The sequence below is a fragment of the Winogradskyella sp. ABM4_392 genome (assembly GCF_056160445.1).
On record NZ_JBSWXE010000003.1, the window covers coordinates 155,671 to 182,043 of the forward strand.

Sequence of the window (26,373 nt, forward strand, 5' to 3'; positions counted from 1 at the left end):
TATTTTTATAGTCTATGAAAAAGAAAAAAATAAGTTTCTTAATCTTCGGATTAATAAGCATTATTAATGTTTCTGCACAAGAAACTTTCAAGGTTATGTTCTACAACTTGCTGAATTATCCCTTGGAAGATGCTGTGCAAGGACGCGAACAAGACTTGTTTATCATTTTAGGGGATTACCAACCAGACTTATTTTTAGTTTGCGAACTCAATAACATTACTGGTGCCAATAGCGTTCTTAATATTACAAGAACAGCAATAGATCCAAATTTTGAGATGGCAACATATGTTTCTAACACTTCAGATGATAATTTTGGAAATCAAAACGACCTTCAGAATTTATTGTATTACAATAGTTCAAAGTTCAGTATTGAAGAAGAAATTATTGTACCTACAGACCTGAGAGACTTTAATGTTTATAGAGTACGATTAGATACTGTTGACCAAGATACCAACCCAATTGACGTTTATGTTATTGTTTGTCACCTAAAGGCTTCGAGCGGTACAACAAACGCTCAAAGACGTTTTGAGATGGTAACCGAACTAGATGCATACCTAGAAACATTACCATCAGACTCCAACATTCTTTTGGGTGGTGATCTTAATTTATATACATCTTCAGAGCCTGCTTTTCAAGAGCTCATAGATTCTAGTGACAATATTACATTTGTAGATCCACCAAACCGAATCGGAAGTTGGCATAACAACACTAGTTATCTAGATGTCTTTACCCAATCTACAAGAACACAGACTGGATTAGGTGGTACAACTGGTGGTTTTGATGATCGTTTTGATTTTATTTTAACATCAGAAAACATGATTAGTACTGCAGATATTACTTATGTGCCCAATTCTTATCAGGTATATGGAAATAATGGACTAACTTCCTGTTATAATAGTGCTATTAATTCTTCAAATTGTGGTGATGTAAACTCAGAGTTTTCACAACAAATTAGAGACTCATTACATAATTTTAGTGATCATTTGCCCGTAACACTGTCTCTAGAAGCTGATGTTACCCTTTCAACCAATGACCACTCGCTAAAATCTCAAGATATAGTTCTTAGCAATACATTAGTTGATTCAAAATTAAGTATTTACATCAAACAACCTCAACTATTCAATAAACTTCTATATATTTATAATAATTTAGGTCAATTAGTTGAAGTTCTTCAAACTAACTCCAATAAAAATCAAACATTTAATATAGTTAACCTTAGTGAAGGTGTTTACTTTCTTAGGTTTTCCGTACCAAACTCTAAAGCCCTTAAATTTGTTGTTTCGCATTGATTAAAAGATTTTTCATATCATTTATATTCATACTTTTTTGTACATCATTGTATGGGCAAAACTTTATTGACGTTAATGCAAACGTAGATGTAGAAACAAAGACTATTACCATATCCCAAACTATTTTATATAAGAACAAAACCAATGATAGTCTTAACGAAATATATTTACACGATTGGAATAACAGCTACTCTTCTAAATCTACACCCTTAGCCAAACGATTTGAAGAAGAATTTAGTACCAAATTCCACCTTGCCAAAAGCGAACAACGTGGTTTTACACTAATTACTAGCATTACAGATAATACAGATAAAACAGATCTTAACTTTGGGTATTTAGATGAACATCCAGATGTTTTAAAGGTTAATTTAGAGAAAACCGTTTTACCAGGCGAATCTTACAATATAAATCTCAGCTATATTTTAGTATTACCAGATGCGACATTTACAGATTATGGTTTTACAAAAAACAGAGATTTTGAACTTAAATACTGGTATATCACACCTGCTGTATTTGATGGGAAATGGCACTATTACAGTAACAAAAACCTAGATGATTTATTCATCCCAAAATCTGACGTTAAAATTACCATTGAGCACCCTTTGAATTATAGACCAACTTCTGAGTTAGACCTCTTGTCCTTTAATATAAACACAGAGATCAAAAGACAAACTACAGTCTATTTTGGTAAAGACCGAACAGATACCTACTTAGCACTTCAAAAGTTTCCTTTATTTCGCTCAATACAAACTGATGATTTAATATTAGTATCAAACATTAACGAAAGAGGTTTGCCAGGACCCGACAAAGCTATTTTAACTGACAAAATTGCTCGTTTTCTTACTGAAAATTTAGGCCAATATCCTCACAAAATATTATTAGTTTCTAGAATAGACTACAACAAAAATCCGTTGTATGGACTTAATCAGTTACCGGATTTCTTAAGACCATTTCCAGACCAGTTTCAATATGAATTAAAATTATTAAAAAGTGCATTAAAAAAATATATAGATAATATTTTGTTACTAAACCCTAGAAAAGAACACTGGCTGTCTGATGGTCTTCAAATTTACTTCATGATAAAGTATGTAGAAGAATATTATCCAGATATGAAATTACTTGGAACTTTAGCCAATGTTTGGGGAATTAGAGCTTTTCATGCTGCAGATGTAGACTTTAATTTTCAGTATTTTTTATATTCAATGGAAATTGCGAGGAAGAACAGAGATCAGCCATTAACTACATCTAAAGATTCCTTAATTAAGTTTAATGCCAACATAGCAGGAAAATATAAGGCTGGTGTTGGGCTCAACTATTTAGATAAATTTACAGACGACATAGATTTATCTAAGACAATAACAGAATTCCTAAAACAAAATAAGCTCAAACAAGATATAAATATAGCTGATTTTGAAGATTTTATAAACAATAAAACATCAAGAAATATTGATTGGTTTTTTACCGATTACATTGGCACGCGTAAAAAAATCGATTTTAAAATTAAACATATTGAAACAACAGAAGACTCTATAAAAGTTACCGTTAAAAACAAGCGTAATAATAACATGCCTATTTCATTATTTAGCGTTAATAATGATTCTATTATAGGAAAACAATGGGTAGAAAATATTGAGGGTACAAAAACTATAAGTCTACCTAAAGATAATATAGAGAAGTTTGTCTTAGACTATAATAATGTAATACCTGAGTTTAATCAACGTGATAATTATAAAGCCATTAACGGTTCATTTTTTAGCAACAAACCTTTACAATTCAGGCTATTTAAAGACATTGAAGACCCGTACTACAACCAGGTGTTTTTTATGCCTTTAGTAGAATTTAATAACATTTATGATGGTTTAACACTTGGGACTAAGATTTATAACAAAACCATATTAAGAAAGCGTCTTAATTATAGATTTTCGCCTCAATATGCCACAAAATCTAAATCACTAACAGGCTCTACTTCTATTTTTTATACTCATAATATAGAAAACAAGAACTTATTTGATATCACTTATGGGATTTCTGCTGGCTATCAATCTTTTGCTGAAGATGCCTTCTTTACAAGAATAAGACCATCGCTTACACTTAGGTTTAGAGATGATGATGATTTTAGAGCTGACCAAGTAGATAATATAACAGCTAGATATGTTAGTATAACAAGAGACGTTGGCGAGAATGCCATCGTAGAAATTGACGAACCAGATTACGGTGTTTTTAATCTGAGATACACACATTTCAACCCTGGAAGAATCAACTTCTCAAGTTTTAGCACAGATTTACAACTTGCAAGTAATTTTAGTAAAATCTCAGCAAGTTATGAGTTTAGAAAATTAACTAAGAGCAACAGAAATATCAACTTAAGACTGTTTGCTGGTATATTCTTAAATAACGATACAGATCCAAATTCTAACTATTTTAGTTTTGCGTTAGATAGACCAACTGATTACTTATTCGACTTAAACTATCTAGGTCGTTCTGAAGCTGCTGGTTTGTTCAGTCAACAATTAATTATAACAGAAGGTGGTTTTAAATCTATGTTAGAAACACCTTTTGCAAACCAATGGATGACCACAGCAAACTTTAGCACCTCAATCTGGAGATACATACAAGCCTATGGTGACATTGGGCTGGTTAAGAATAAATTTGACAGCGCTCATTTTGTTTACGATTCTGGTGTAAGACTAAATTTAGTTGAAGACTATTTTGAGTTATACTTTCCAATATATTCTAATCTTGGTTGGGAAATTGCAGAACCAAATTATGGTGAAAGAATTCGATTTATTATTACTGTAGATCCCCAAGTACTTCTAGGTCTATTTAGACGTAAATGGTATTAACATATTCTTATTGAAATGTTAATTTTTTGATTTTTTTTGAATAAAATCTAACAAAAACACAATTTCATTAAGGATTGTTTAAAATTATCCACCTTTTAGCTATTGCACAAAAGGTCTATGTTTAGTACATTTGTAGTGCTTAATATTCGGCCAATATGAAAACAAATCCTAACACAAAAACAGAAATAACTTTCGAAGATTTTAAAGCAGAAGTAATCAATGATTACAAACTTGCAGTAACAAGTAGAGAGTGTAGTCTACTAGGTCGTAGAGAAGTTTTAACTGGTAAGGCTAAGTTTGGGATTTTTGGTGACGGAAAAGAAGTACCACAAATTGCATGGGCAAAAGCGTTTGAAAATGGTGATTTTAGATCTGGTTATTACAGAGACCAAACGTTTATGATGGCTATTGGAGAATTAACGATAGAGCAATTCTTTGCAGGCCTATATGCAAATACAGATCTAAGCGAAGAGCCAATGTCTGCTGGTCGCCAGATGGGAGGACATTTTGCTACACATAGTTTAGATGAAAATGGGAATTGGAAGAATCTAACAGAACAAAAGAATTCTAGCGCAGATATCTCTCCTACTGCTGGTCAAATGCCAAGATTATTAGGTTTAGCACAGGCTTCTAAAATTTACAGAAATGTCGAAGGTATAGACACAACTAACTTTTCTAAAGAAGGAAATGAAATTGCTTGGGGAACTATAGGTAACGCAAGTACAAGTGAAGGCTTGTTTTTTGAAACCATTAATGCTGCAGGTGTACTGCAAGTACCAATGGTTATTAGTATTTGGGATGATGAATACGGTATTTCGGTTCATGCAAGACATCAAACAACAAAAGAAAATATTTCTGAAATCCTAAAAGGCTTTCAACGAGATGAGGATACTAATGGGTATGAAATCTTTAGAGTAAATGGATGGAATTATGCCGAATTAATAGATACCTACCAACGTGCTGCAAAAGTTGCCAGAAAAGAGCACGTACCTGTCATGATTCATGTACAAGAACTCACCCAACCTCAAGGACATTCTACATCAGGCTCTCATGAGCGTTATAAAAACGAAGAACGCTTAGCATGGGAAGCTGAGTACGATTGTAACGCTCAGATGCGTCAATGGATGATTGACAATAATATTGCTACAGATGAAGAACTGGTTACATTAGAGAAGGAAGTAAAAAAAGCTGTAAGAGATGGTAAAAAAGCCGCTTGGTCAGCCTTTATTAACCCAATGAAAGTTGAAAAAACTGAGGTTGTATCATTATTAGAAGCCTTGGAAAAATCGAGTTCAAACGGTGTCTTTATATCAAAATTAAAGAATGATTTAAATGCTATTGATGAACCTATTCGTAAAGATATTTTGTCAACTGCACGTAAAGCATTGCGTTATGTCATTTCAGAAACATCAAATGAAAAAATTGCACTCCAAGATTGGATAAATAATTATATAGAGAAGATTCAACCTAAATATAGTTCTCATTTATATAGTGAGTCTAAGTTAAAAGCTGAGTATCAATCGGAAGTATTACCTACTTACAATGCTGATGCTACAGAAGTTGATGGACGCGTAATTTTAAGAGATAATTTTGAAGCCATTTTCAACAATTATCCTGAAGCTTTAGTATTTGGTGAAGACGCAGGACATATTGGCGATGTTAACCAAGGCCTAGAAGGTTTACAGGAAAAGTTTGGTGAGCTTAGAGTTTCTGATACTGGTATACGAGAGGCTACAATTTTAGGTCAAGGCATCGGTATGGCTATGAGAGGTCTAAGACCAATTGCTGAGATTCAGTATTTAGATTATATACTTTACGCTCTGCAAATAATGAGTGATGATTTGGCTACTGTACAATACAGAACCAAAGGTCGCCAAAAAGCACCATTAATCATAAGAACACGAGGTCATAGACTAGAAGGTATCTGGCACTCTGGTTCTCAAATGGGAGGTATTCTTAACCTCATTAGAGGTATTCATGTTTTAGTACCTCGTAACATGACCAAAGCTGCTGGTTTTTACAACACACTTCTTGAAAGTGATGAACCTGCTCTTATCGTAGAATGTCTTAATGGTTACCGCTTAAAAGAAAAAATGCCAAGTAATATTGGTGAGTTTAAAACACCTATTGGAGTTGTAGAAATTATTAAGGAAGGGGAAGATATTACACTTGTGTCATATGGTTCTACACTGCGTTTAGTTGAGCAGGCAGCAAAAGAATTACTAGAGGTTGGTATTGATGCCGAAATCATAGATGTACAATCTTTATTACCTTTCGATTTAAATCATGACATTGTTAAGAGTATTGCAAAAACTAATCGTGTTATGGTTATTGATGAAGATGTAAAAGGTGGTGCTTCAGCATATATTTTGGATCAAATATTAAATGAACAAAACGCTTATCAGTATTTAGACAGCCAACCAAAAACGTTAGCTGCTAAACCTCACAGACCAGCATATGGCACAGATGGCGATTATTTCTCTAAACCATCTGTAGAAGATATTTTTGAAGCTGTTTATGGTGTAATGCATGAGACAAACCCTCATGATTTTCCGAAGTTAAGATAGATTAACGTAGCATTTAAAATTTACAAAGCCTTTCATTTTTTGAAAGGCTTTTATTTTGCAAATAACCTAATGATATATATCATAAAATTTCTACTTACTAAAGTTTAAATTTGATATTCACCATATCAAATTAAATGCATGCTAACACAAGATACACTTACAACTTTTAGAAAACACTCAGACATAATTTCGTACTTAGAAAAACATAAAGCAGAAGAACCGTTGTTTCAAACTGCTTTAGAGAAATACGAATATGAAAAAGAGCTACTTCTGTTACAGGCTGAACTTGTTGATTTTCAAAGATGGGTTCAAAAAGAAAATAAAAAAATCGCTATCATTTTCGAAGGACGTGATGCCTCTGGCAAAGGAGGAACCATAAAACGCTTTAAAGAGCATTTAAATCCCAGAGCAATGCGTATTGTCGCATTGAATAAACCTACGGAAGTCGAAAAAACACAATGGTACTTTAATCGTTACATTAAAGAGCTACCAAATGCAGGCGAAATTGTATTTTTTGATAGAAGTTGGTACAACAGAGCTGTGGTAGAGCCTGTAATGGGATTTTGTGACAAAACACAATATAATCGATTTATGATTCAGGTACCAGAATTTGAGCACATGCTTTACGAATCTGGCACACACATCATAAAATTTTGGTTTTCGGTATCTAAAGAAGAACAACAAAGGCGCTTTGAAAGTCGACTAAATAATCCTTTAAAAAAATGGAAATTTAGTCCTGTTGATGAAAAAGGCCAAGAGCTGTGGGATGAATTTACAACATATAAAAACCAAATGTTTTCGAGAACGCATAATGCATTTGCACCTTGGGTAATCATTAAATCAAACGATAAAAAACGAGCACGAATAGAGAGTATTAAGTATGTGCTTAGTTTATTTGATTACGACAATAAGGGAAACAACTACAAGTCTATATTACCAGACCCAAACATTGTACAACGTTATTTTAGAAACTCAATTCAATTAGATCAATAATGAGTCCATTAAGAAATTTATCCGAAAAAGAATTAAGTATTATCAATACTAAGAAAGGCTTAGGCGCTTTGCTAAGACAAGGGCATTTAGACATCAACAAAACGGTAAGAAATGTTAAATACGAAAAACGTCTAGAAAAACTTCAGGAAGAAATGCTCATTCTTCAACAATGGGTTGTAGCCAATAACAAAAAAATTGTGATTTTGTTTGAAGGCAGAGATGCTGCCGGAAAAGGAGGTGCTATTCGACGCATTATTCAACATTTACCACCAAGAGCCATACGTGTTGTTGCCTTACCAAAACCAAACGAAACAGAAGTAGGTCAATGGTATTTTCAGCGCTACATAAACCGTTTGCCAAACAACGGAGAAATCGTATTCTTTGATAGAAGCTGGTATAATAGAGCTGTTGTAGAGCCTGTTAATGGTTTCTGTACACAAAAGCAATACGAGGTATTTATGTCTCAGGTTAATGAATTTGAAAAAATGATACAAGACTCTGGTATTTACTTACTAAAACTTTATTTCTCTATTACAAAAGCTGAACAAGAGCGTCGTTTCAATGATATTATAAATACTCCAACTAAAAAATGGAAATACAGCGATGTAGACAGACGTGCTTTAGCTTTATGGGATGACTATACTAAATACAAAGAACTTATGTTTGAAAAAACACAAGAACATGCACCTTGGAAGGTTATTAAGGCCAACAGAAAAACAAATGCTAGAATTAGAGCTTTTGAGTACATTTTAAAAATGATACCATACGAAACCAAAGATTTAGAAACCGTAAGGCCTAGAACAATACGATCAATTTTAAATGAGTAGTAATCTTATTGTATTTTAAAATACATAGCTATAACCATCATTTTTATGATGGTTTTTTTATATTTAAATAATAATAAAAGTCTTCATGCTAACAAAGTCAGATAAATCTCAACTAAGAGGTATAATTTTTCGTCATTTAGATGGTATTGCTACAGCAACTTCAGCATTTTCATTGTACAAAAAGCAAATTCTAGCCTATATCTTAGAAAAAAAATCTATTAATTTAAAATCACTCTCTGACATTTTTGATGCTAATGAAGGCTACCTTAATGTTGCACTTAGAGTTTTGTGTTCTCAAGGCTGGCTAGAGCAAGACCTCAGTAATAAAGACAATACAATAACATACGCTACCAACGAAAAGTCAGAGGCAGCATTTCAATTGGTACATCTTTATGAAGACGCAGTAAACCTATTGCGCTATTCTGATAGGTTTGCAACTGAAAAAATGATAAGTACAGATGCGTTTATTGCATTAGAACGCATTTTTAAAAAGTTTGAAAATAACTTTGGTCTAGACATTTCGGATGAAACTTCAATAGAATACCAAATCTACAAACATATTGAAGGCACCATTGCAGGACCTATCATTGTTTTATTAGGTGTTAACGGATTATTTCACAAGTATTTTATGGAAGCTTCTTTTACCGCTGAAGAATACCATAAAGATCCTGAAAGCTTTAAAAAGATTCTTGATTTCTTTTCACATCTAGGATGGTTTAAAAAGAAACGAGACACATATCAATTTACAGACAAAGGCCTCTTTTTTGCAAAACGTGCAAGTGCCTATGGTGTAACCGTATCTTATTTACCAACATTTTTGCAACTAGACGAACTCATTTTTGGTAATCCATTAGTACTTAAAACAGATTCACCAAATGATACTGAAAAACACGTACATCGTGAAATGAATGTTTGGGGAAGTGGTGGTGCTCATGCCACGTACTTCAAAGTTATAGACAAGGTGATCATCGATTTATTTAACAGACCTATTGACCTTCAGCCAAAAGGCATTTTAGATATGGGTTGTGGTAATGGTGCATTTATAGAGCATATTTTTAATATTATTGAGCAACAAACCCTTCGAGGAAAACTATTAGATGACCATCCATTGTTTTTGGTTGGAGCAGATTTTAACAAAGCGGCTTTAAAGGTTACTAGAGCCAACCTGATTGCTGCCGACATTTGGGCCAAGGTAATTTGGGGAGACATCGGAAGACCAGATCTTTTAGCTTCAGATTTAAAAGAAGACTACAATATAGATCTCAAAGATTTACTCAACGTTAGAACCTTCTTAGACCACAATCGTATTTGGGAAGCACCAAACAACAAATATGATTTTATTAGCACATCAACAGGCGCATATGCTAGTGCTGGTAATCGTTTAAACAATAATGATGTGGAAGCATCATTACTAGAACATCTCAGCAAATGGAAGCCTTATGTTGATAAATTTGGCTTGTTAATCATAGAATTACATACCATTGCTCCTTCTCTAACAGCTAAAAATATTGGTAAAACTGCAGCTACAGCTTATGATGCCACTCATGGTTACAGTGACCAATACATTGTAGAAGTTGATGTGTTTAGAAACATCGCAGAAAAAGCAGGCCTAACGCCAGATGATATGCACTTTGCTAAATTTCCTGATAGCGAACTAGCAACTGTAAGTATTAATTTATTAAAAGGAAAAGATTAAATGTCAGAAATTAATAAAGACGAAAACAAACCATTAATAACTCGCGACTGGCTTGCGATTGAACGCACTAAGCTTGCTAACGAACGTACTTTTTTAGCTTACTTCAGAACATTTTTGGTAATCCTCGGTACAGGAGTCACTATTTTAAAACTCGAGTTCTTTTCAGATTTAAAATCTTATGGTATTATTCTCATCATTGTCTCTGCTTTTATTCTAAGTATAGGTGTTTATCGATTATTTAGAGTGAAACGTACCATTAGAAAACACTATTAAAATTCCTTTATAAAGATTATCTCTAAATGAAGATAGAATCTATCGTTACCATAAAAAAAGAGCTTAAGCACTTACCAAAAGAAGATTTACTAGAACTTTGTCTTCGTCTTGGTAAGTTTAAAAAAGAGAATAAGGCACTACTCACCTATTTATTATTCGAAGCACATGATGAAGATGGTTACGTTGCAAGCGTAAAATCTTCATTAGATGAATTGTTTGATGGTATAAATACAGATAGTTACTTCTACATGAAAAAAACCATCCGGAAGATTTTGCGTCAGATTAGGGTATACAGTAGATATTCTAACAAAAAATCTACTGAAGTTGAGCTCCTACTCTACTTTTGTGAGCAACTAAACGAGCTTAGACCATCCATACATAGAAACAGAACATTGAGTAATCTATACCAAAGACAAACTCTGGCTTTAAAGAAAAAAATAAGTGTACTTCATGAAGATTTACAATACGATTATAATTTGCTATTAGAAGCACTACGGTAATTTTTCAATACACTATATTTGCCTTCAAATTTTATAGAATCAAAAATGAATAAAGCGAAATTATCTAACCTATTAAGGCAACTCAATCTTATCTACGTTGCTGATCTTATTAGATTTCGCATTCAAAAATTCAAAAACAGAAAAGCTAACGCTCAGTTTAAAAAAGCACATCCAGACGTTGTACTTCCACCAGATTATTTAATGTATGAGTCATTCCAAATGAATTATGACAAATACTATAATGGTGGACAAAACATGGCAAAAACCCTATCAGAATACTTTAAAAAACACATAGAATTAAAGGATAAAAACATTTTAGATTGGGGCTGTGGACCAGGCAGAGTTGTTAGGCATATGCCAGAAGTTATTAATAATGGCTGCCAATTCTTTGCAACAGACTACAATAAAAACTCAATAGATTGGTGCTCTAAAAACTTGCCAAACATACAGTTTAATAAAAACGAATTAGAAGCAAAACTACCATACGAAGACAATTCAATGGATGTTATCTATGGTATTTCAATTTTTACACACCTCTCAGAGCAAATGCATTACGATTGGTTTAATGAATTACTTCGTATCTTAAAACCAAATGGTATTATGCTATTAACCATGCATGGAGACAATTTTAAAGTAAAGCTAACTGAGGCTGAACTTTCAGAATACAATCAAGGTAAGTTAGTGGTTAGAGGCAGTATTAAAGAAGGCCACAGAACTTATGCCGCTTTTCACCCAAAGGTATTTGTTAAAAATTTATTTAAAGCAACGACTGTTTTAGAACACATACAATTGACTTCAGACACAAAATCTTGGGTACCACAAGACATCTGGATTATCAGAAAGCCGTAACATACTCTTAAACTTGACAAATGTCATAGTAATTGTGATGTAGAATTTAGAACTTTAAGAACATTCTAAATTACTGCGTTATGAGAGTTTATTCAATAATTTCGGGATTTTTATTACTACTACTTTTTAATTGTGCTGCAACAAGCGAAGTGGTGTACGACTACAACTTAGATGTGGATTTTAACCAATATGATACCTACGTACTCTGTATTGAGGATTTTACTGTTGAGCATCTTAACTATCCACAACTAGATAACGATTTGGTAAGACAAACCATTGGTGATGCTGTTGCTTTAGAAATGGAAAATAAAGCACATAAAACCAATGTTCTTAATCCACAATTGCAAGCTGGTTTTAGAATTATCATCAGCGAAGAAACCGTAGAGTTTGAAAACTGTGAGCATTCTAAACATTTAGAATATTGGGAAAGTTGTACCATACATGAGGAAACCTACGAAGAGGAAACACTCATTGTGTATGTTGCCGATTTTGAAACCAATAAGGTATTATGGCATGCTTCTGTGTTGTGTGAGTTAAACAAACCAGAAAAAAAACTGATACCATACATCGATGGTTTGGTTAAAGATTTGTTTGATACCTACCCAAAAACGCAAGTAGGTCGCAATCCTGATGAACAAAAAGAGCTTTAATCGTTTTGTTTTTTGGCTTTTCGGCTGCCTTCGTACATTTCGTATTTAACTAAGCGCGATTCTAATTTTGCGTTAAATACTTTTATTTTTCGAGATGGTCGCAAACCAATGTACTTTAAAGCTTCGAGGTTAGAGGTTACCAGCCATGCATCAGTATTTGGGTAACCATGTTTTAGCGTGGTGCCAATATTACCGTAAAACTCTTCTACATTAAGATTTTCTAAACGCTCGCCATACGGAGGATTAAACACCATATGTAATTTAGATGAACCTGCTTTTTGAGTTTTAAAGAAATCCTCGTGCTGTATATGAATAAACTCATCTAAATGCGCATTCTTTATATTTTCTTTTGCTTTTTTTACAGCAGAAGGAGATTTATCATAACCTATTATTTTATGATGAAAATCTCTAGTTTTCTTCAACAAAGATTCTTCAATCTTTTCAAATAAATCAACATCCCAATCTTCCCAACGTTCAAAAGCAAATTCCTTACGCATTAAGTTTGGCGGAATGTTACATGCAATCATAGCTGCTTCTGCCAGAATAGTACCACTACCACACATAGGATCCATAAAATCGGATTGACCATCCCATCCACTCATCATAATTAATCCTGCTGCCAAAACTTCGTTTATTGGAGCAATATTAGTTGCTGTTTTATAGCCTCGTCTATGTAAGGACTCACCAGAAGTATCTAATGAAATTGTACAGCGTTGACGATCTATATGCACGTTAATTTTTAAATCTGGAAATCGTAAATCTATATTAGGTCTGTTGCCATCTTGCTCTCTAAAACGATCTACAATAGCATCTTTGGTTTTTAAAGCTGTGTATTTAGAATGTGTAAAAACACTATGATGTACCGTAGCATCAACAGCCAAAGAACCATCAGACTTTAAGTAATCTTCCCATTTAATGTTCTTTACGTTGTTATATAGATCTTCCTCTCTGGCAACTCTAAAAGATTTAATAGGCTTTAAAATTTTTATAGCTGTTCTAAGTCCCATATTAGCTTTGTACATAAAACCTTTATCACCAACAAAACTCACGTTTCTAACACCCTTTTCTACTTGCATTGCTCCAAGCTGAGTGAGTTCTTTAGCTAATATATCTTCAAAGCCAAATAAGGTTTTGGCTACCATTTTGAAATTATTGTCCATATAACACGTCAAATAGATTGCAAATTTAAACTATTTTTGCAGCACGTAATATCTTATGGCAAATTCAACAAAACAATGGTACGCTTCGTGGTTTGATACACCATACTACCATATTTTATATAAAGACAGAGATTATGCTGAAGCTCAGCTTTTTATGGATAATCTCACCAATTACCTTAATATTCCAGAAGGCGGAAAAATCTTGGATTTAGCCTGTGGTAAAGGCAGACACTCTATATACCTAAATTCATTGGGCTTTAATGTTACTGGTGTTGACTTGTCTGAGCAAAGTATAAAACACGCCAGCCAGTTTGCAAATGATACGCTAAAGTTTGTTGTTCATGATATGACCAAACCGTATCCTGAAACTTTTGATGCTGTTTTTAATCTCTTTACAAGTTTTGGCTATTTTGAAGATGACACCTGTAACCTAAAAACCATTACATCTATTAAAGAAGAATTAAACACCTATGGTTTTGGAGTTATCGATTTTATGAATGTTAATTATGTTACTGAACACTTAGTTGCAGAAGATGTAAAAACTGTTGATGGCATAGACTTTCACCAAAAACGAAGTATAAAGGATGGCTATATTGTTAAAGATATTAATTTTGAAATTGATGGAGAACAACACCAGTTTCAAGAGCGTGTAAAAGCATTGACCTTAGATGACTTTAAAACCTTATTTGAAAAAGCTGAGGTACACCTTCTCGATGTTTTTGGAGACTACAAGCTGGGAAAATACCATCCAGAAACCTCTGAGCGCTTAATTATGATTTTTAAATAAATGAATAAGTATCTTTTTCCTATATATGCGATTATCATTGGTGTTGTCATTGCTTTTTTAACCAAAAAGCAAAAATCAATCTACACTAAGTTACTGCTGTCGTTTAGTGGAGCATTCTTATTAGCACTCACACTTTTTGATTTACTACCTGAAGTCTATCACCATTTAGATACCAAACAAACAGGTCTTTTTATAATGTGTGGTATTCTGCTGCAAATTATATTAGAGTTTTTATCTAAAGGTGCTGAGCATGGCCATGTACATATACACCCAAAAGACCACAAATTTCCTTGGTTGTTATTTATAAGTCTATGTATTCATAGCTTTTTAGAAGGCTTTCCTATCCATCAGCATAACGATATGGTATATGGTGTTTTTATACACAAAATACCTATTGCAGCTTTGCTTACCTCTTTTTTGTTACAATCTAAGTATGCCAAAGAACAAGCCATCAGTTTTATGCTGGTATTTGCAGCAATGACACCTCTTGGTACTTTGGTATCTAATACAACATCTTTGAGTCCTAACCTACTTATGAGTATTAATGCCGTAGTTATTGGTATCTTTTTGCATATTTCTACTACCATTTTGTTTGAAACCGGAGAAGGTCATAAATTTAATTTATCTAAGCTGATCGCTATTAGCTTAGGTGTGTTAATTGCTTACTTTATATAGATGTTTAGCAAGGAAGAAAGTCGGTTATTACGTCAAGAATTCTGGACTAGCTTTGGAAAATCATTTCCTAGAAAATGGATATTATACAATACCAAAATAAAAGGCATGTCTTTTAAATTTCATTTCGATACCAAAAAGGCATTTATAACACTAGATTTAGAAGACGATCTCGAAAACCGAATTAACTGTTGGGAAAAACTAGTAGCTTTAAAAAACATACTTCAAACAGATTACTTACCAGATGCCATATACGAAGAAGAATACTATTTAGACAATGGCAAAGAAATCTCTCGTATTTACCTACCCTTAGAACAAAAAGTGTCTATCCACAACAAAAACACCTGGAGAGCAGTTATGGAATTCTTTAATACCAATATGATTTTATTTGAAACCTTCTTTGAAGAATATAAGGATATTATAAAAGGATAAAACAAACCCAAAACATTAGTTTATCCCGTTATTTTAACAAATAAGCCATATATTAGTTGGTATATAACTAGTTGTAGCTAATTAAAAACATGTACGAATACAATTACATATACGGAGTAATATTAATTGATAAAGAATACGAAAATGCCATCAAAATAATTGACGAAATGTCAAACTCTGAACAATATGACTACATACATTCATCAATGTTTTCAAAAGGGAATAATGAATATCCATACTTTTATGAATCATATATAATATCATTTTCTAGAACGTTTAAATATTTAGGATATGATTTGGAAGATTTCAATGACCTGATTTGGAATATCGAAACCCTCTTAAAAAGAATAAGTTTTGAGAGCGTTATGTTACATATTGGAGGTATGTATAGCGAGCAGGATTTATTTTGGATTAAAAAAAACAGTAGCAATAATTCAAAACGATTGATAAAGTCCGAAATAAAGTTTTATGAAACCGAGAATTGGTACTTCGGATTCGGGAAAATAAATCTATCTACAGGAATGATTGACAATACTGTAGTTAAGGAAAAAAATGAATATTTTGAAACAGAATATCCTAACTTTAAATACCCAATAGAAAAAAACTAGCTACAACAACGTGTATAATTCATTGCTGGCTGATTTTCCCGGTGGAAAAATCAGCGGACAAATTCAATCGGGTTTGTCTTTTTTGCTAACTTAGAGCAAACTAAACCGCAACAAATCATACACGAGAACGTTTAGCAGGTCGTTAGCTACAATGCTGAAACAAACTTTATAGATGTTTTTAACTTTAATCATAGTTCTTATTTATCCCGTTTTGGCGTGGAAAATATTTAAAGCCTTAAAGCAAAAAAACAAACCGAAATTTTATCGACTTTCAACAATACTTTTAATTCTGATTTTGATTCCAGGTTTTTATTGGAAAGTACTACCAGGTTCAAATCTATTTTGGAATCCAATTGAGAAAGCCGAAGAACGCAACTACAATGTCGAACTGACTGGCTTTGAATTTAACAATGGAGAACTAATTTATCAATACGAAACTGAAAGAGCTTTTAATGGAGATGGATATTCAATTTGGATTAACAAAATTAATGACCAAACAGCAAAATATTTTGAAAATCCAAAAGCGGAATTCTTTACTAAATATCCAAGCGAGGAATTAAGGAGTCATTGGGAAACTGAATTTTGGAAAAAAACACCATTTGATAATCAGGAGAAAAAGTTTTTGGACTTTGCTCACAGCACTCTTGAGGAAGTTAGAATTTGAATTAGAGGACTTACTGTATGAAAAAGGGAATTACTATGCTTATAAATACTATATGCACAGTTATGGAATTGGAAATATCGACTTTTACATAATTTGTCCGAATAGAAAATTAATAGTACAAATAAACCATAACACCTAAAAGCACAGTAGCTAACAACGGCTATAATCCATTGCGGTTAAATTCCTCAGAAAACAGAAAATGTATTTTATATCACATGATTAAAAATCATGAAGAAATGGCAAATAGCACCACCCAATACGAAGAGGTGCCAAATAACATGATTGTATGGTATACGCTGTATTGCATAAAAAATAATACCAACTGTGTAAGATAAGCCACCTGCAAAAAGCCATAACACACCTTTAGGTCCAATAGCATCAGAAAGATTAGAGAAGTCAAAAACAATAAGCCATCCCATTACAAGGTACAACAGTGTAGAAAACACTTCAAACCTTCCGGTAAAAAAGAGTTTTAATATTAAGCCAAAAGCAGCTATTCCCCAAACTACCCAAAACAACGGCCATCCATTGCTTTCTCTAAGCGTAATTAAAAGTACAGGAGTATAAGTTCCGGCAATGAGCAGATAGATACTTATATGATCTACAATCCTAAAATTATGCTTACGCTTCTCCCCTTTTACAGCATGGTAAAAGGTTGAGGCCATAAACAAAATAATAATAGAGATACCATAAACAATAACACTAAATAGACTCCATGGCTTAGTCTCATTATCAGAAAAAACAATGAGCAACACCAAGGCAGCAATTCCTAAAGCAGCACCAATACCATGAGACCAAGCGTTTAATTGTTCTTCTAGTTTGGTTTGTGTACGCATTGACTATTCAGATTTGTTGGATTTCTTTTTAGGTTCGGACCACTTGTTTACACAGGCGTAATAATCTATTTCAAAAGCTGCATCCTGTCTGTCTAAAATTCGATTTTGAAAAGCTCTCTGTAAAATATCCTCAATGAGATAGTCTTCTTCAACCTCTAATGGATTAAACTCTTTTTTTAAGGAAATATCAAATAAACTAGCAGTATTGTTAAACCAAAAGGCACGCCAACCATTCCGCAGTTCTTTAATAAGGTCAAATGTGGTTTTACCTGTTTGTCTGTGAATAAGCTTTACGAGAATTTGACCTTCGGTTTTGGTAAGTTTTTTTAATTCAGACGAAAATTCATCCTCAATATACTTTTGTATAACCTTGGCATACTTCTTTTTATCACGCTTTTTCTCTAACTGATCTAATCTTTGTTGCAAAGCTTCTAAACGCTCAGCAGCCAATTTTGCATACGGAAAAACCTTATGAGTTTTTCGCCTTAAAACAATATACCTAATACGTGCTTTTCTGTCTTTAAAACTAAGGTTTGGAAGCATCAGAACTTCATCTAACTCAACCTCAGTAACAGGAATAGAATCGCCTTCAATAATCATATAGTGTACAACCGTAGAGTCTTGCTCTACAGGATCTACCTGAGCAAAAACCAATGTTGAAAACAACAATGCTATGTAAGTAATATATTTCATATTGAACACTACAACTAAAACTGTTCCAAAGAACAAATTTCAAGGAATTCAAAATTAACAATTATTACTTCCATTAACCCTAAAATCGTATTAATATTATTATTTTTAAGGAAAATTTTTACCAATGGCTAAAAAGCAATTACTCAACAAAAAGTCGATGGACTTTTTAGAAAAATACTTAAATAATGCCTCACCTACAGGTTACGAATGGGATGGGCAAAAAATATGGATGGATTATCTAAAACCGTATGTAGATGAATTTATAACAGATACTTACGGAACTGCTGTAGCAGTCATAAATCCTAAGGCAAAATACAAAGTTGTAATAGAAGGACATGCTGATGAAATTTCATGGTATGTTAATTACATCTCAGACAACGGTTTATTGTACGTGATAAGAAATGGTGGTAGCGACCACCAGATTGCACCAAGTAAAGTTGTAAATATCCATACCAAAAAGGGTATTGTAAAAGGCGTGTTTGGCTGGCCTGCTATACACACTCGCAACAGAGCTAAAGAAGAGCCACCAAAACCAGATAATATTTGCATAGATATTGGAGCAAAAGACAAAGATGAAGTTGAAAAAATGGGTGTGCATGTAGGATGTGTTATTACTTATCCTGACGAATTCCATATTCTTAATAAGGACAAATTTGTGTGTAGAGCACTCGATAATAGAATGGGTGGTTTTATGATTGCTGAAGTAGCGCGTTTACTGCACGATAATAAAAAGAAATTACCGTTTGGGCTTTACATTACCAATTCGGTGCAAGAAGAAATTGGTTTGCGTGGCGCGGAAATGATTACCGAAACCATAAAACCAAACGTTGCTATCGTTACTGACGTTACACACGATACCACAACACCTATGATAGACCCTAAAAAGCAAGGTTTAGCAAAAATTGGTGATGGTCCTGTTATTGCATACGCTCCTGCTGTGCAACAAAAGTTAAGAGACTTAATTACAGATACAGCTGAAGAAAAGAAAATACCTTTTCAGCGTGCTGCATTATCCAGAGCTACAGGTACAGATACAGATGCTTTTGCGTATAGCAATGGTGGTGTAGCTTCTGCCCTAATCTCTTTGCCATTACGTTACATGCATACAACTGTTGAAATGGTGCATAAAGATGATGTTGAAAACGTCATAAAACTTATTTATGAAACACTTCTAAAAATTAAAGACGGAGAAACGTTTAGTTATTTCAAATGATAAAATTCCCACGAAAGTGGGAATCTTTTTTATATGGACGAATACATAGACATAGTTACTGCTAATGGTGAGCCAACTGGTAAAACTGCCCTTAAGTCTGAAGCCCACAAAAATGGTTGGTACCATAATACCATCCATCTTTGGCTATACACCAAAAATGGTGAAATTTTATTGCAACAACGCTCTCATAAAAAGGCAATTCATCCATTACTTTGGGATGTTTCGGCTGCAGGTCATATAGATGCTGGCGAAACTTTTGTAGACGCTGCTCTAAGAGAAACAAAAGAAGAAATCGGACTGAGATTAAAGCCTGAAGAATTGACTAAAGTAGGCACAAAACTTCATAAAAGTTCTTATGCCAACGGCACTATTCAAGATAATGAATTTCATCAGGTTTATATTGCAGAATTAAAAGTAAACTTATCAGATTTAATACCTCAGAAAGAAGAAGTTGAAGCTTTAAAACTAGTGTCATTTAACGAGTTTGAACAACTTCTAAAAGAAAGTGAAACGAACAATCACTTTATCCCAACTAACAAATCGTATTATAGTTTTATCTTAGATGCAATTAAAGCCCAACTAGAACTATGAATTTAATTCTTTGTGCTGTTGCACCAATATTTACGATAATCATTTACATCTATTTTCATGATAAATATGAAAAAGAACCTGTAGGACTTTTAATTGCTAATTTTCTTTTTGGTGCAGTTGTTAGTATCTTCATCGTAACCATTCTCTATCTTATTACAGGACGATTTATTCCTATTACAGATGAATACAGTGTTTGGCAACAATTTATTCAGGCTTTTGTGGTTGTAGCCCTTTCTGAAGAGTTTAGTAAATATGTTATTGTAAAGTATTTTGCCCAACCAAAAAAGGCTTTCAACGAACCATACGATGGTATTATATATGCAGTTATGGTATCAATGGGTTTTGCTTGCACAGAGAACATCATGTATGTTCTACAAGGCGGTTACGAAACTGCAATCTTAAGAGCTTTTACCGCTGTACCAGCACATGCAACTTTTGGTATTCTAATGGGTTATTTTATGGGATTGGCTAAATTTTCAAACAATAGAATAAAACTTAATATGGCTGGTTTATTTTTAGCTGTATTATTTCATGGCGCTTATGATTTCTTTTTGTTTATACGATTTATTCCTGGCATCTCAATTGGTGCTTTTGTGTCTTTAATAATTGGAATTATTCTATCAAGAAAAGCCATTCGCAGACATCAAGATAACTCAACTTTTAAAACCGATTAGAAAACACAATTTATTCTGTCAATAAATTGTTATAATCTATCAAAGTCTTTCTGTAAACATGATTTATTTCATATTTTAGAAGTCCATTAAAATATAACTTAGCCAAAGTTTAATAAACCTCTACATATGTATAAAGCAAAAGTTAATGCTTCTTATGAGTTTGATGTAACCGAAGAAGCAGTAGACCAACTTGATGCTGTTGAAACCTCAACAAATAAGTATCATATCCTTCAAAACAACGGTTCAATTAAAGCTAACATTGTTAGCTCAGATTTCAACAAAAAAAAATACAGCGTTAAAGTGAACAACAACACTTATGATGTTGTATTAAACGATGCCTTAGATCAGCAAATAGCTGCCCTAGGTTTTGAAATTGGTGCTTCTAAAAAAGTAAACGACGTTAAGGCACCAATGCCAGGCTTAATCTTAGAGATTAATGTAAAAGAAGCTCAAGAAGTTAAAGAAGATGATCCATTATTAATTCTTGAAGCCATGAAAATGGAAAACGTTATCAACTCACCTCGTGATGGAGTCATAAAATCTATCAAAGTAAGCCAAGGAAATACTGTTGAAAAAAATGCACTTTTAATCGAATTCGAATAAAATGATGAGTCAATTCGAGTGTTTTGTGAATTATGAACAAAATGTATCGAGAACTTCTCGATAAAATTTTTTATCAAAAAACACTCGAAGTGACGCCAAAAGAAACTCATATGAAAAAAATATTAGTTGCCAATCGTGGCGAAATTGCAATTCGTGTGATGCGAACTGCAAAAAAAATGGGAATAAAAACTGTCGCTGTATTTTCTGAAGCCGATAGAAATGCACCTCACGTAAAATTTGCAGACGAAGCCGTTTGCATTGGTCCTGCACCATCTAACCAATCCTACCTTAAAGGAGATAAAATTATTGAAGTTGCAAAATCTTTAAACGTCGATGGTATACATCCTGGTTATGGTTTCTTAAGTGAAAATGCTGATTTTGCAGAGTTATGCGAAAAAAATGATGTTATTTTTATTGGTCCTCGCTCCAAAGCCATTAAAATGATGGGAGATAAATTAGCAGCCAAAGATGCTGTTAAAGATTACGACATCCCAATGGTACCTGGTGTAGATCATGCTGTTACCGACCCAAAAGAAGCGGTTGAAATTGCAAAACGAATTGGTTTACCTATCCTTATAAAAGCTGCTGCAGGTGGTGGAGGAAAAGGCATGCGTATTGTTGAAAACGAAAAAGATGTTGAAAGCCAAATGAAACGTGCCATTAGTGAGGCCACTTCTGCATTTGGTGATGGTTCTGTATTTGTAGAAAAATACGTTACTTCCCCAAGACACATCGAAATTCAGGTGATGGCAGACACACATGGCAATATTGTTCATTTCTTTGAGCGCGAATGTTCTGTGCAACGTCGTCATCAAAAGGTTGTTGAAGAAGCTCCTTCAGCAATATTAACTCCAGAACTTAGAGAAAGAATGGGACAAGCTGCTATAAACGTAGCGCGTTCTTGTGATTATGTTGGCGCAGGTACTGTTGAGTTCTTAATGGATGCTGACCATAATTTCTATTTCTTAGAAATGAACACGAGACTACAGGTAGAGCATCCGGTTTCAGAGTGGATTGCAGGTGTTGATTTAGTCGAGCTTCAAATTAAAGTGGCTCGTGGTGAAGTTTTAGACATTAAACAAGAAGATTTAAAAATTAATGGTCATGCTTTAGAGCTTCGTGTATATGCAGAAGATCCTATGAATGATTTCTTACCAAGTGTTGGAAATCTAGAAGTTTACAAATTACCTGTTGGTGAAAATATTCGAGTAGATAATGGTTTTGAAGAAGGTATGGATGTACCAATCTATTACGATCCAATGTTATCAAAACTTATAACCTACGGCAAAACACGTGCAGAAGCCATTGAGCTTATGATAAAAGCTATAGATAACTATCACGTTAAAGGTGTGCAAACTACATTACCTTTTGGTCGTTTTGTTTGTGAGCACGATGCGTTTAGAAGTGGAAACTTCGATACACATTTTGTAAAAAAGTACTACTCACCTAGCCTTTTAGAGGAGCAACATAAAGCTGAAGCAGAGATCGCTGCAAAATTAGCCTTGAAGCAATATCTAGCAGATCAAAAATTATTAAGACTACCTAATTAAGATACAATGAGTTCTAAAATAAAAACACTTAATGAAAAAATGGCCTTATCTAAATTAGGTGGAGGTCAAAAACGAATAGATAAACAACACCAAAAGAAAAAACTAACAGCAAGAGAACGTATTCTTTACCTATTAGATGAAGGTTCTTTTGAAGAAATTGGTGCTTTAGTAACACATAGAACTAAAGACTTTGGTATGGAAGATCAAAAGTTTTATGGTGATGGTGTAGTTACTGGCTATGGTAATGTTGATGGACGCTTGGTTTATGTCTTTGCGCAAGATTTCACGGTTTTTGGAGGTTCATTATCTGAAACACATGCCGAAAAAATCTGTAAAATCATGGACATGGCTGTTAACGTTGGTGCACCAATTATAGGTCTTAACGATTCTGGTGGAGCACGTATCCAAGAAGGTGTACGCTCTCTAGGTGGTTATGCTGATATTTTTTACAGAAATGTACAAGCGTCAGGTGTTATTCCTCAAATCTCTGCAATAATGGGACCTTGTGCTGGTGGTGCAGTTTATTCACCTGCCATGACAGACTTTACCATTATGGTACAAGATACAAGCTACATGTTTGTAACAGGTCCAAATGTTGTAAAAACCGTAACCAACGAAGAAGTAACAAGTGAAGAACTTGGTGGTGCTAGTGTCCATTCTACCAAATCTGGTGTAGCACATAAAACCTCTGCTAATGATGTAGAATGTCTTGAGGATGTTAAAAAACTTTTAAGCTATCTACCTCAAAGTAACAAAGAGAAACCTGAAGATATAGACTTTGAACTTAAAGATGAAGTAAGAGAAAGCCTTTCAGAAATCGTTCCAGATAACCCTAATAAGCCTTACGACATGCATAGTGTCATTGAAGGTGTTATTGATACTGATTCGTTTTATGAAATTCATAAAGATCATGCTGAAAATATTATTGTAGGTTTTGCTAGACTTGGAGGAAAATCGATAGGAATAGTTGCTAACCAGCCCATGTTTTTAGCTGGTGTATTAGATGTAAACAGCTCTAAAAAAGCGGCACGATTTGTACGTTTTTGTGATGCTTTTAATATTCCATTATTAGTATTTGAAGATGTACCTGGTTTTTTACCTGGAACAGATCAAGAATGGAATGGTATTATAGTACATGGTGCCAAGTTATTATATGCATTTAGTGAAGCTACTGTACCAAGAGTTACCGTTATTACACGTAAAGCTTATGGTGGTGCTTATGATGTAATGAACTCTAAGCACATTGGTTCTGACATGAATTTTGCTTGGCCTAACGCAGAAATTGCAGTGATGGGTGCAAAAGGTGCTGCTGAAATTATTTTTAAACGTGAAATTACTGCTGCAGAAGATCCTGAAGCGAAATGGAAAGAAAAAGAAGCTGAATACGCAGAGCTTTTTGCAAATCCTTATAGTGCTGCTGAACGTGGTTATATTGACGAAGTAATATTACCAAAAAACACACGAAGAAAGCTAATTAAAGCATTTAGTATGCTAGAAAATAAAGAAGTTAGCACACCTAAGCGCAAACATGGAAATATTCCATTATAATTTTTTCTTCACACGAATAAAAAACCCGATTGAGAAATCGGGTTTTTTATTTATAAGTTTTGAAATTTAAGCTTCACAACTTGCGCACTCTTTCTTTTGCTTAAACTTCTGAGCTGCATTCATACTATGCTGATAGTATAGGGACTTTAAGCCCAATTTCCATGCTGTAACGTGGATTTTATTAATCTCTTTCACAGACATATCAGGATGTACAATTATATTAACTGACTGTCCTTGATCGATGTGGTTTTGTCTATTAGCTGCCTGATAGATAATATCCATTTGATCGATTTCAGAATAGGTCTTAAAGACATCTTTTTCTTCCTCAGTCATAAAATCTAAATGCTGCACAGAACCATCGTAATCTCTAATACTTCTCCATACTTCAGTCATGTTTTGCCCTTTAGACTCTAAAAATGCTTCTAAATATGGATTCTTAATAGTAGTCTTAATCTTTGCGATATCTTTTACATAGATGTTAGACCAAATTGGCTCAATGCCTTGAGATACTTGCCCTAAGATAAATGCAGAAGACGTTGTTGGTGCAACAGCATTTAAAGTTGTGTTTCTTCTGCCATAGCCTTTTAATACTTTTGGTTCACCGAAACGTTCTGCTAATTCTTCAGATGCTTTATAAGATTTCTCTTTTATAAGTTTGAAGATCTTACTATTTAAATTAAATGCTTCTTGACTGTTGAATGCCAACATTTTAGACTGTAATAAAGAATGCCATCCTAAAACACCTAATCCTAACGCTCTATTATCTTTTGCAAAGTTATATGCACGCTCCATAAATAAGAACGTTTGTTGATCATCTCTGTTTGGAGAATCCTTGTAGCGTTCTAATTTTTCAGTAAACTCAGTGATTATAGCATCTAAGAAATAGATCATAGTCTCAACCGCATCTGTATCTTTCCAATCTTCGTAATGCAATACGTTTAGTGAAGATAAGCAGCATACAAAAGACCAATCATCATTAGATGGTAACATAATCTCTGTACAAAGGTTACTTGCATAGATTGGCATCTTTTTGTCTTGATACACATCTGCCGCACCATTATTAGCATTATCGGTAAAGAAGATGTAAGGGTAGCCCATTTCACCTCTTCGTTGTAATACTTTTGCCCAAATTGTACGTTTGTCAACATCACCATCAATCATTTCTTGCATCCAATCGTTAGTAACTGTAACACCATGTGTTAACTCCTGGATTGGATTTCCTTCCGTACCTATTTCTAAGAACTCCATAATGTCTGGATGATCTATTGGCAAATAAGGTGAAAAACGTCCACGACGTACAGACCCTTGACTTACAACATCTACCATAGACTCAAATAACTGCATAATATGCACTGCACCTGAAGCCTGACCATTATTTTTTACAGCAGCACCACGATGTCTTATTTTACCAAAGAAACCTGAAGTACCTCCGCCAAGTTTTGACATCATACCAACTTCTGATTGGGTATAAAGTATGTTACCCATATCATCATCTACATGAGATCCGAAACAAGAAATAGGAAGTCCTCTTTCTTTTCCAAAGTTCGACCACACTGGTGACGATAGCGAGAAATAACCTAGTGACATATAGTTATAAAACTTATCTGCATAACCTGGAATTCCTAAGATTTGTTCTGCTCTGTCAGCTATTTCTTTAATGCGTTCTTCTGCCGATACTCCTTCTGTTAAATAACCAGACGCTAAAAATTTACGACTGTGGTCTGTTAACCAACTAAAATCACCATCTGTTTTGGTTTTTAATTGTTGTAACGACTTTTTTCTTGCATTTATTAATTCGTTTTCTGTTTTGTTTTCTGTTGTGTTTGCGCTATTAATCTGGTTTTGTTCTATCATT

At 33.8% G+C, this 26,373-nt stretch carries 25 protein-coding genes; 21 read left to right on the forward strand and 4 right to left on the reverse strand.

Going from position 1 to position 26,373, the window contains the following annotated elements; genetic code table 11:
* Positions 1 to 14: 14 nt before the first annotated feature.
* The 10 genes from ACXAFS_RS09380 (at position 15) to ACXAFS_RS09425 (ending at position 12,487) form a co-directional block, all read left to right on the forward strand.
* Positions 15 to 1,289, forward strand: a complete 1,275-nt coding sequence (locus ACXAFS_RS09380; protein ID WP_475306554.1) for a T9SS type A sorting domain-containing protein — start codon at positions 15 to 17, stop codon at positions 1,287 to 1,289.
* Positions 1,286 to 4,132, forward strand: a complete 2,847-nt coding sequence (locus ACXAFS_RS09385; protein WP_475306556.1) for a gluzincin family metallopeptidase — start codon at positions 1,286 to 1,288, stop codon at positions 4,130 to 4,132. Before ACXAFS_RS09380 ends, ACXAFS_RS09385 begins: the two co-directional genes overlap by 4 nt.
* A 155-nt stretch (positions 4,133 to 4,287) precedes the next feature.
* Complete coding sequence (locus tag ACXAFS_RS09390) at positions 4,288 to 6,699, forward strand: alpha-ketoacid dehydrogenase subunit alpha/beta (protein ID WP_475306557.1); 2,412 nt, start codon at positions 4,288 to 4,290, stop codon at positions 6,697 to 6,699.
* Between the two features lie 138 nt (positions 6,700 to 6,837).
* On the forward strand, positions 6,838 to 7,692 hold the full coding sequence (gene ppk2, locus ACXAFS_RS09395; protein ID WP_475306559.1) for a polyphosphate kinase 2: 855 nt from the start codon (positions 6,838 to 6,840) through the stop codon (positions 7,690 to 7,692).
* Complete coding sequence (ppk2, locus tag ACXAFS_RS09400; RefSeq protein WP_475306560.1) at positions 7,692 to 8,519, forward strand: polyphosphate kinase 2; 828 nt, start codon at positions 7,692 to 7,694, stop codon at positions 8,517 to 8,519. The genes ppk2 (ACXAFS_RS09395) and ppk2 (ACXAFS_RS09400) overlap by 1 nt, the downstream gene beginning before the upstream one ends.
* An 85-nt stretch (positions 8,520 to 8,604) precedes the next feature.
* Positions 8,605 to 10,215 (forward strand): class I SAM-dependent methyltransferase, encoded by a 1,611-nt coding sequence (locus tag ACXAFS_RS09405; protein ID WP_475306561.1) that lies wholly within the window; start codon positions 8,605 to 8,607, stop codon positions 10,213 to 10,215.
* Positions 10,216 to 10,488, forward strand: coding sequence for a DUF202 domain-containing protein (locus ACXAFS_RS09410; protein WP_475306563.1), 273 nt, complete (start codon positions 10,216 to 10,218; stop codon positions 10,486 to 10,488).
* A gap of 26 nt (positions 10,489 to 10,514) precedes the next feature.
* Positions 10,515 to 10,988: a hypothetical protein gene (locus ACXAFS_RS09415; RefSeq protein ID WP_475306564.1), complete on the forward strand. Its 474-nt coding sequence runs from the start codon at positions 10,515 to 10,517 to the stop codon at positions 10,986 to 10,988.
* A gap of 45 nt (positions 10,989 to 11,033) precedes the next feature.
* Positions 11,034 to 11,837, forward strand: a complete 804-nt coding sequence (locus ACXAFS_RS09420; protein WP_475306566.1) for a class I SAM-dependent methyltransferase — start codon at positions 11,034 to 11,036, stop codon at positions 11,835 to 11,837.
* An 80-nt stretch (positions 11,838 to 11,917) separates the two neighbouring features.
* Complete coding sequence (locus tag ACXAFS_RS09425; RefSeq protein ID WP_475306567.1) at positions 11,918 to 12,487, forward strand: DUF4136 domain-containing protein; 570 nt, start codon at positions 11,918 to 11,920, stop codon at positions 12,485 to 12,487.
* Here ACXAFS_RS09425 and ACXAFS_RS09430 read toward each other — a convergent pair.
* Positions 12,484 to 13,647 carry a THUMP domain-containing class I SAM-dependent RNA methyltransferase gene (locus ACXAFS_RS09430; RefSeq protein ID WP_475306568.1) on the reverse strand — a complete coding sequence of 388 codons (1,164 nt, stop codon included), beginning with the start codon at positions 13,645 to 13,647 and terminating at the stop codon, positions 12,484 to 12,486. The two genes, ACXAFS_RS09425 and ACXAFS_RS09430, sit on opposite strands and share 4 nt — an antisense overlap.
* Positions 13,648 to 13,702: 55 nt before the next feature.
* Between ACXAFS_RS09430 and ACXAFS_RS09435 the strand changes: the two genes are divergently transcribed.
* The 5 genes from ACXAFS_RS09435 (at position 13,703) to ACXAFS_RS09455 (ending at position 16,810) form a co-directional block, all read left to right on the forward strand.
* Positions 13,703 to 14,434 (forward strand): SAM-dependent methyltransferase, encoded by a 732-nt coding sequence (locus tag ACXAFS_RS09435; RefSeq protein WP_475306570.1) that lies wholly within the window; start codon positions 13,703 to 13,705, stop codon positions 14,432 to 14,434.
* Positions 14,435 to 15,109, forward strand: a complete 675-nt coding sequence (locus tag ACXAFS_RS09440) for a ZIP family metal transporter (RefSeq protein WP_475306571.1) — start codon at positions 14,435 to 14,437, stop codon at positions 15,107 to 15,109.
* A complete protein-coding gene (locus ACXAFS_RS09445; protein ID WP_475306572.1) occupies positions 15,110 to 15,538 on the forward strand; it encodes a DUF4268 domain-containing protein in 429 nt (142 codons plus the stop codon).
* Between the two features lie 167 nt (positions 15,539 to 15,705).
* On the forward strand, positions 15,706 to 16,146 hold the full coding sequence (locus ACXAFS_RS09450; RefSeq protein WP_475306573.1) for a hypothetical protein: 441 nt from the start codon (positions 15,706 to 15,708) through the stop codon (positions 16,144 to 16,146).
* 172 nt (positions 16,147 to 16,318) lie between these two features.
* Positions 16,319 to 16,810: a hypothetical protein gene (locus ACXAFS_RS09455; protein ID WP_475306575.1), complete on the forward strand. Its 492-nt coding sequence runs from the start codon at positions 16,319 to 16,321 to the stop codon at positions 16,808 to 16,810.
* Between the two features lie 206 nt (positions 16,811 to 17,016).
* On the opposite strand, the gene trhA is transcribed toward ACXAFS_RS09455, so the two are convergent.
* Entirely contained in the window at positions 17,017 to 17,646 is a 630-nt protein-coding gene (gene trhA / locus ACXAFS_RS09460; RefSeq protein WP_475306576.1) for a PAQR family membrane homeostasis protein TrhA, read from the reverse strand.
* A gap of 3 nt (positions 17,647 to 17,649) precedes the next feature.
* Complete coding sequence (locus tag ACXAFS_RS09465) at positions 17,650 to 18,339, reverse strand: DUF4294 domain-containing protein (protein WP_475306577.1); 690 nt, start codon at positions 18,337 to 18,339, stop codon at positions 17,650 to 17,652.
* A gap of 124 nt (positions 18,340 to 18,463) precedes the next feature.
* Here ACXAFS_RS09465 and ACXAFS_RS09470 point away from each other — a divergent pair, with 124 nt between their 5' ends.
* From ACXAFS_RS09470 to ACXAFS_RS09495, 6 genes are all read left to right on the forward strand, one after another.
* Entirely contained in the window at positions 18,464 to 19,552 is a 1,089-nt protein-coding gene (locus tag ACXAFS_RS09470) for a M42 family metallopeptidase (RefSeq protein ID WP_475306579.1), read from the forward strand.
* 33 nt (positions 19,553 to 19,585) lie between these two features.
* Positions 19,586 to 20,143, forward strand: coding sequence for an NUDIX hydrolase (locus tag ACXAFS_RS09475; protein WP_475306580.1), 558 nt, complete (start codon positions 19,586 to 19,588; stop codon positions 20,141 to 20,143).
* A complete protein-coding gene (locus tag ACXAFS_RS09480) occupies positions 20,140 to 20,817 on the forward strand; it encodes a PrsW family intramembrane metalloprotease (protein WP_475306582.1) in 678 nt (225 codons plus the stop codon). The genes ACXAFS_RS09475 and ACXAFS_RS09480 overlap by 4 nt, the downstream gene beginning before the upstream one ends.
* Before the next feature lie 126 nt (positions 20,818 to 20,943).
* Positions 20,944 to 21,420, forward strand: a complete 477-nt coding sequence (locus ACXAFS_RS09485; RefSeq protein ID WP_475306583.1) for an acyl-CoA carboxylase biotin carboxyl carrier protein subunit — start codon at positions 20,944 to 20,946, stop codon at positions 21,418 to 21,420.
* Positions 21,421 to 21,530: 110 nt separating this feature from the next.
* Positions 21,531 to 22,970, forward strand: coding sequence for an acetyl-CoA carboxylase biotin carboxylase subunit (gene accC, locus ACXAFS_RS09490; RefSeq protein ID WP_475306584.1), 1,440 nt, complete (start codon positions 21,531 to 21,533; stop codon positions 22,968 to 22,970).
* 6 nt (positions 22,971 to 22,976) lie between these two features.
* Positions 22,977 to 24,518: an acyl-CoA carboxylase subunit beta gene (locus ACXAFS_RS09495; RefSeq protein WP_475306585.1), complete on the forward strand. Its 1,542-nt coding sequence runs from the start codon at positions 22,977 to 22,979 to the stop codon at positions 24,516 to 24,518.
* A 66-nt stretch (positions 24,519 to 24,584) separates the two neighbouring features.
* Here ACXAFS_RS09495 and ACXAFS_RS09500 read toward each other — a convergent pair whose 3' ends face one another.
* On the reverse strand, positions 24,585 to 26,372 hold the full coding sequence (locus ACXAFS_RS09500) for a ribonucleoside-diphosphate reductase subunit alpha (protein WP_475306587.1): 1,788 nt from the start codon (positions 26,370 to 26,372) through the stop codon (positions 24,585 to 24,587).
* Between the last annotated feature and the right edge of the window lies 1 nt (position 26,373).

Bases quoted from the DNA above. Each gene is read 5' to 3' on its own strand.
- ACXAFS_RS09380 (WP_475306554.1), top strand. From the start codon at position 15: ATGAAAAAGAAAAAAATAAGTTTCTTAATCTTCGGATTAATAAGCATT.
- ACXAFS_RS09390 (WP_475306557.1), top strand. From the start codon at position 4,288: ATGAAAACAAATCCTAACACAAAAACAGAAATAACTTTCGAAGATTTT.
- ppk2 (WP_475306559.1), top strand. From the start codon at position 6,838: ATGCTAACACAAGATACACTTACAACTTTTAGAAAACACTCAGACATA.
- ppk2 (WP_475306560.1), top strand. From the start codon at position 7,692: ATGAGTCCATTAAGAAATTTATCCGAAAAAGAATTAAGTATTATCAAT.
- ACXAFS_RS09405 (WP_475306561.1), top strand. From the start codon at position 8,605: ATGCTAACAAAGTCAGATAAATCTCAACTAAGAGGTATAATTTTTCGT.
- ACXAFS_RS09410 (WP_475306563.1), top strand. From the start codon at position 10,216: ATGTCAGAAATTAATAAAGACGAAAACAAACCATTAATAACTCGCGAC.
- ACXAFS_RS09415 (WP_475306564.1), top strand. From the start codon at position 10,515: ATGAAGATAGAATCTATCGTTACCATAAAAAAAGAGCTTAAGCACTTA.
- ACXAFS_RS09420 (WP_475306566.1), top strand. From the start codon at position 11,034: ATGAATAAAGCGAAATTATCTAACCTATTAAGGCAACTCAATCTTATC.
- ACXAFS_RS09425 (WP_475306567.1), top strand. From the start codon at position 11,918: ATGAGAGTTTATTCAATAATTTCGGGATTTTTATTACTACTACTTTTT.
- ACXAFS_RS09430 (WP_475306568.1), bottom strand. From the start codon at position 13,647: ATGGACAATAATTTCAAAATGGTAGCCAAAACCTTATTTGGCTTTGAA.
- ACXAFS_RS09435 (WP_475306570.1), top strand. From the start codon at position 13,703: ATGGCAAATTCAACAAAACAATGGTACGCTTCGTGGTTTGATACACCA.
- ACXAFS_RS09440 (WP_475306571.1), top strand. From the start codon at position 14,435: ATGAATAAGTATCTTTTTCCTATATATGCGATTATCATTGGTGTTGTC.
- ACXAFS_RS09445 (WP_475306572.1), top strand. From the start codon at position 15,110: ATGTTTAGCAAGGAAGAAAGTCGGTTATTACGTCAAGAATTCTGGACT.
- ACXAFS_RS09450 (WP_475306573.1), top strand. From the start codon at position 15,706: ATGTCAAACTCTGAACAATATGACTACATACATTCATCAATGTTTTCA.
- ACXAFS_RS09455 (WP_475306575.1), top strand. From the start codon at position 16,319: ATGTTTTTAACTTTAATCATAGTTCTTATTTATCCCGTTTTGGCGTGG.
- trhA (WP_475306576.1), bottom strand. From the start codon at position 17,646: ATGCGTACACAAACCAAACTAGAAGAACAATTAAACGCTTGGTCTCAT.
- ACXAFS_RS09465 (WP_475306577.1), bottom strand. From the start codon at position 18,339: ATGAAATATATTACTTACATAGCATTGTTGTTTTCAACATTGGTTTTT.
- ACXAFS_RS09470 (WP_475306579.1), top strand. From the start codon at position 18,464: ATGGCTAAAAAGCAATTACTCAACAAAAAGTCGATGGACTTTTTAGAA.
- ACXAFS_RS09475 (WP_475306580.1), top strand. From the start codon at position 19,586: ATGGACGAATACATAGACATAGTTACTGCTAATGGTGAGCCAACTGGT.
- ACXAFS_RS09480 (WP_475306582.1), top strand. From the start codon at position 20,140: ATGAATTTAATTCTTTGTGCTGTTGCACCAATATTTACGATAATCATT.
- ACXAFS_RS09485 (WP_475306583.1), top strand. From the start codon at position 20,944: ATGTATAAAGCAAAAGTTAATGCTTCTTATGAGTTTGATGTAACCGAA.
- accC (WP_475306584.1), top strand. From the start codon at position 21,531: ATGAAAAAAATATTAGTTGCCAATCGTGGCGAAATTGCAATTCGTGTG.
- ACXAFS_RS09495 (WP_475306585.1), top strand. From the start codon at position 22,977: ATGAGTTCTAAAATAAAAACACTTAATGAAAAAATGGCCTTATCTAAA.
- ACXAFS_RS09500 (WP_475306587.1), bottom strand. From the start codon at position 26,372: ATGATAGAACAAAACCAGATTAATAGCGCAAACACAACAGAAAACAAA.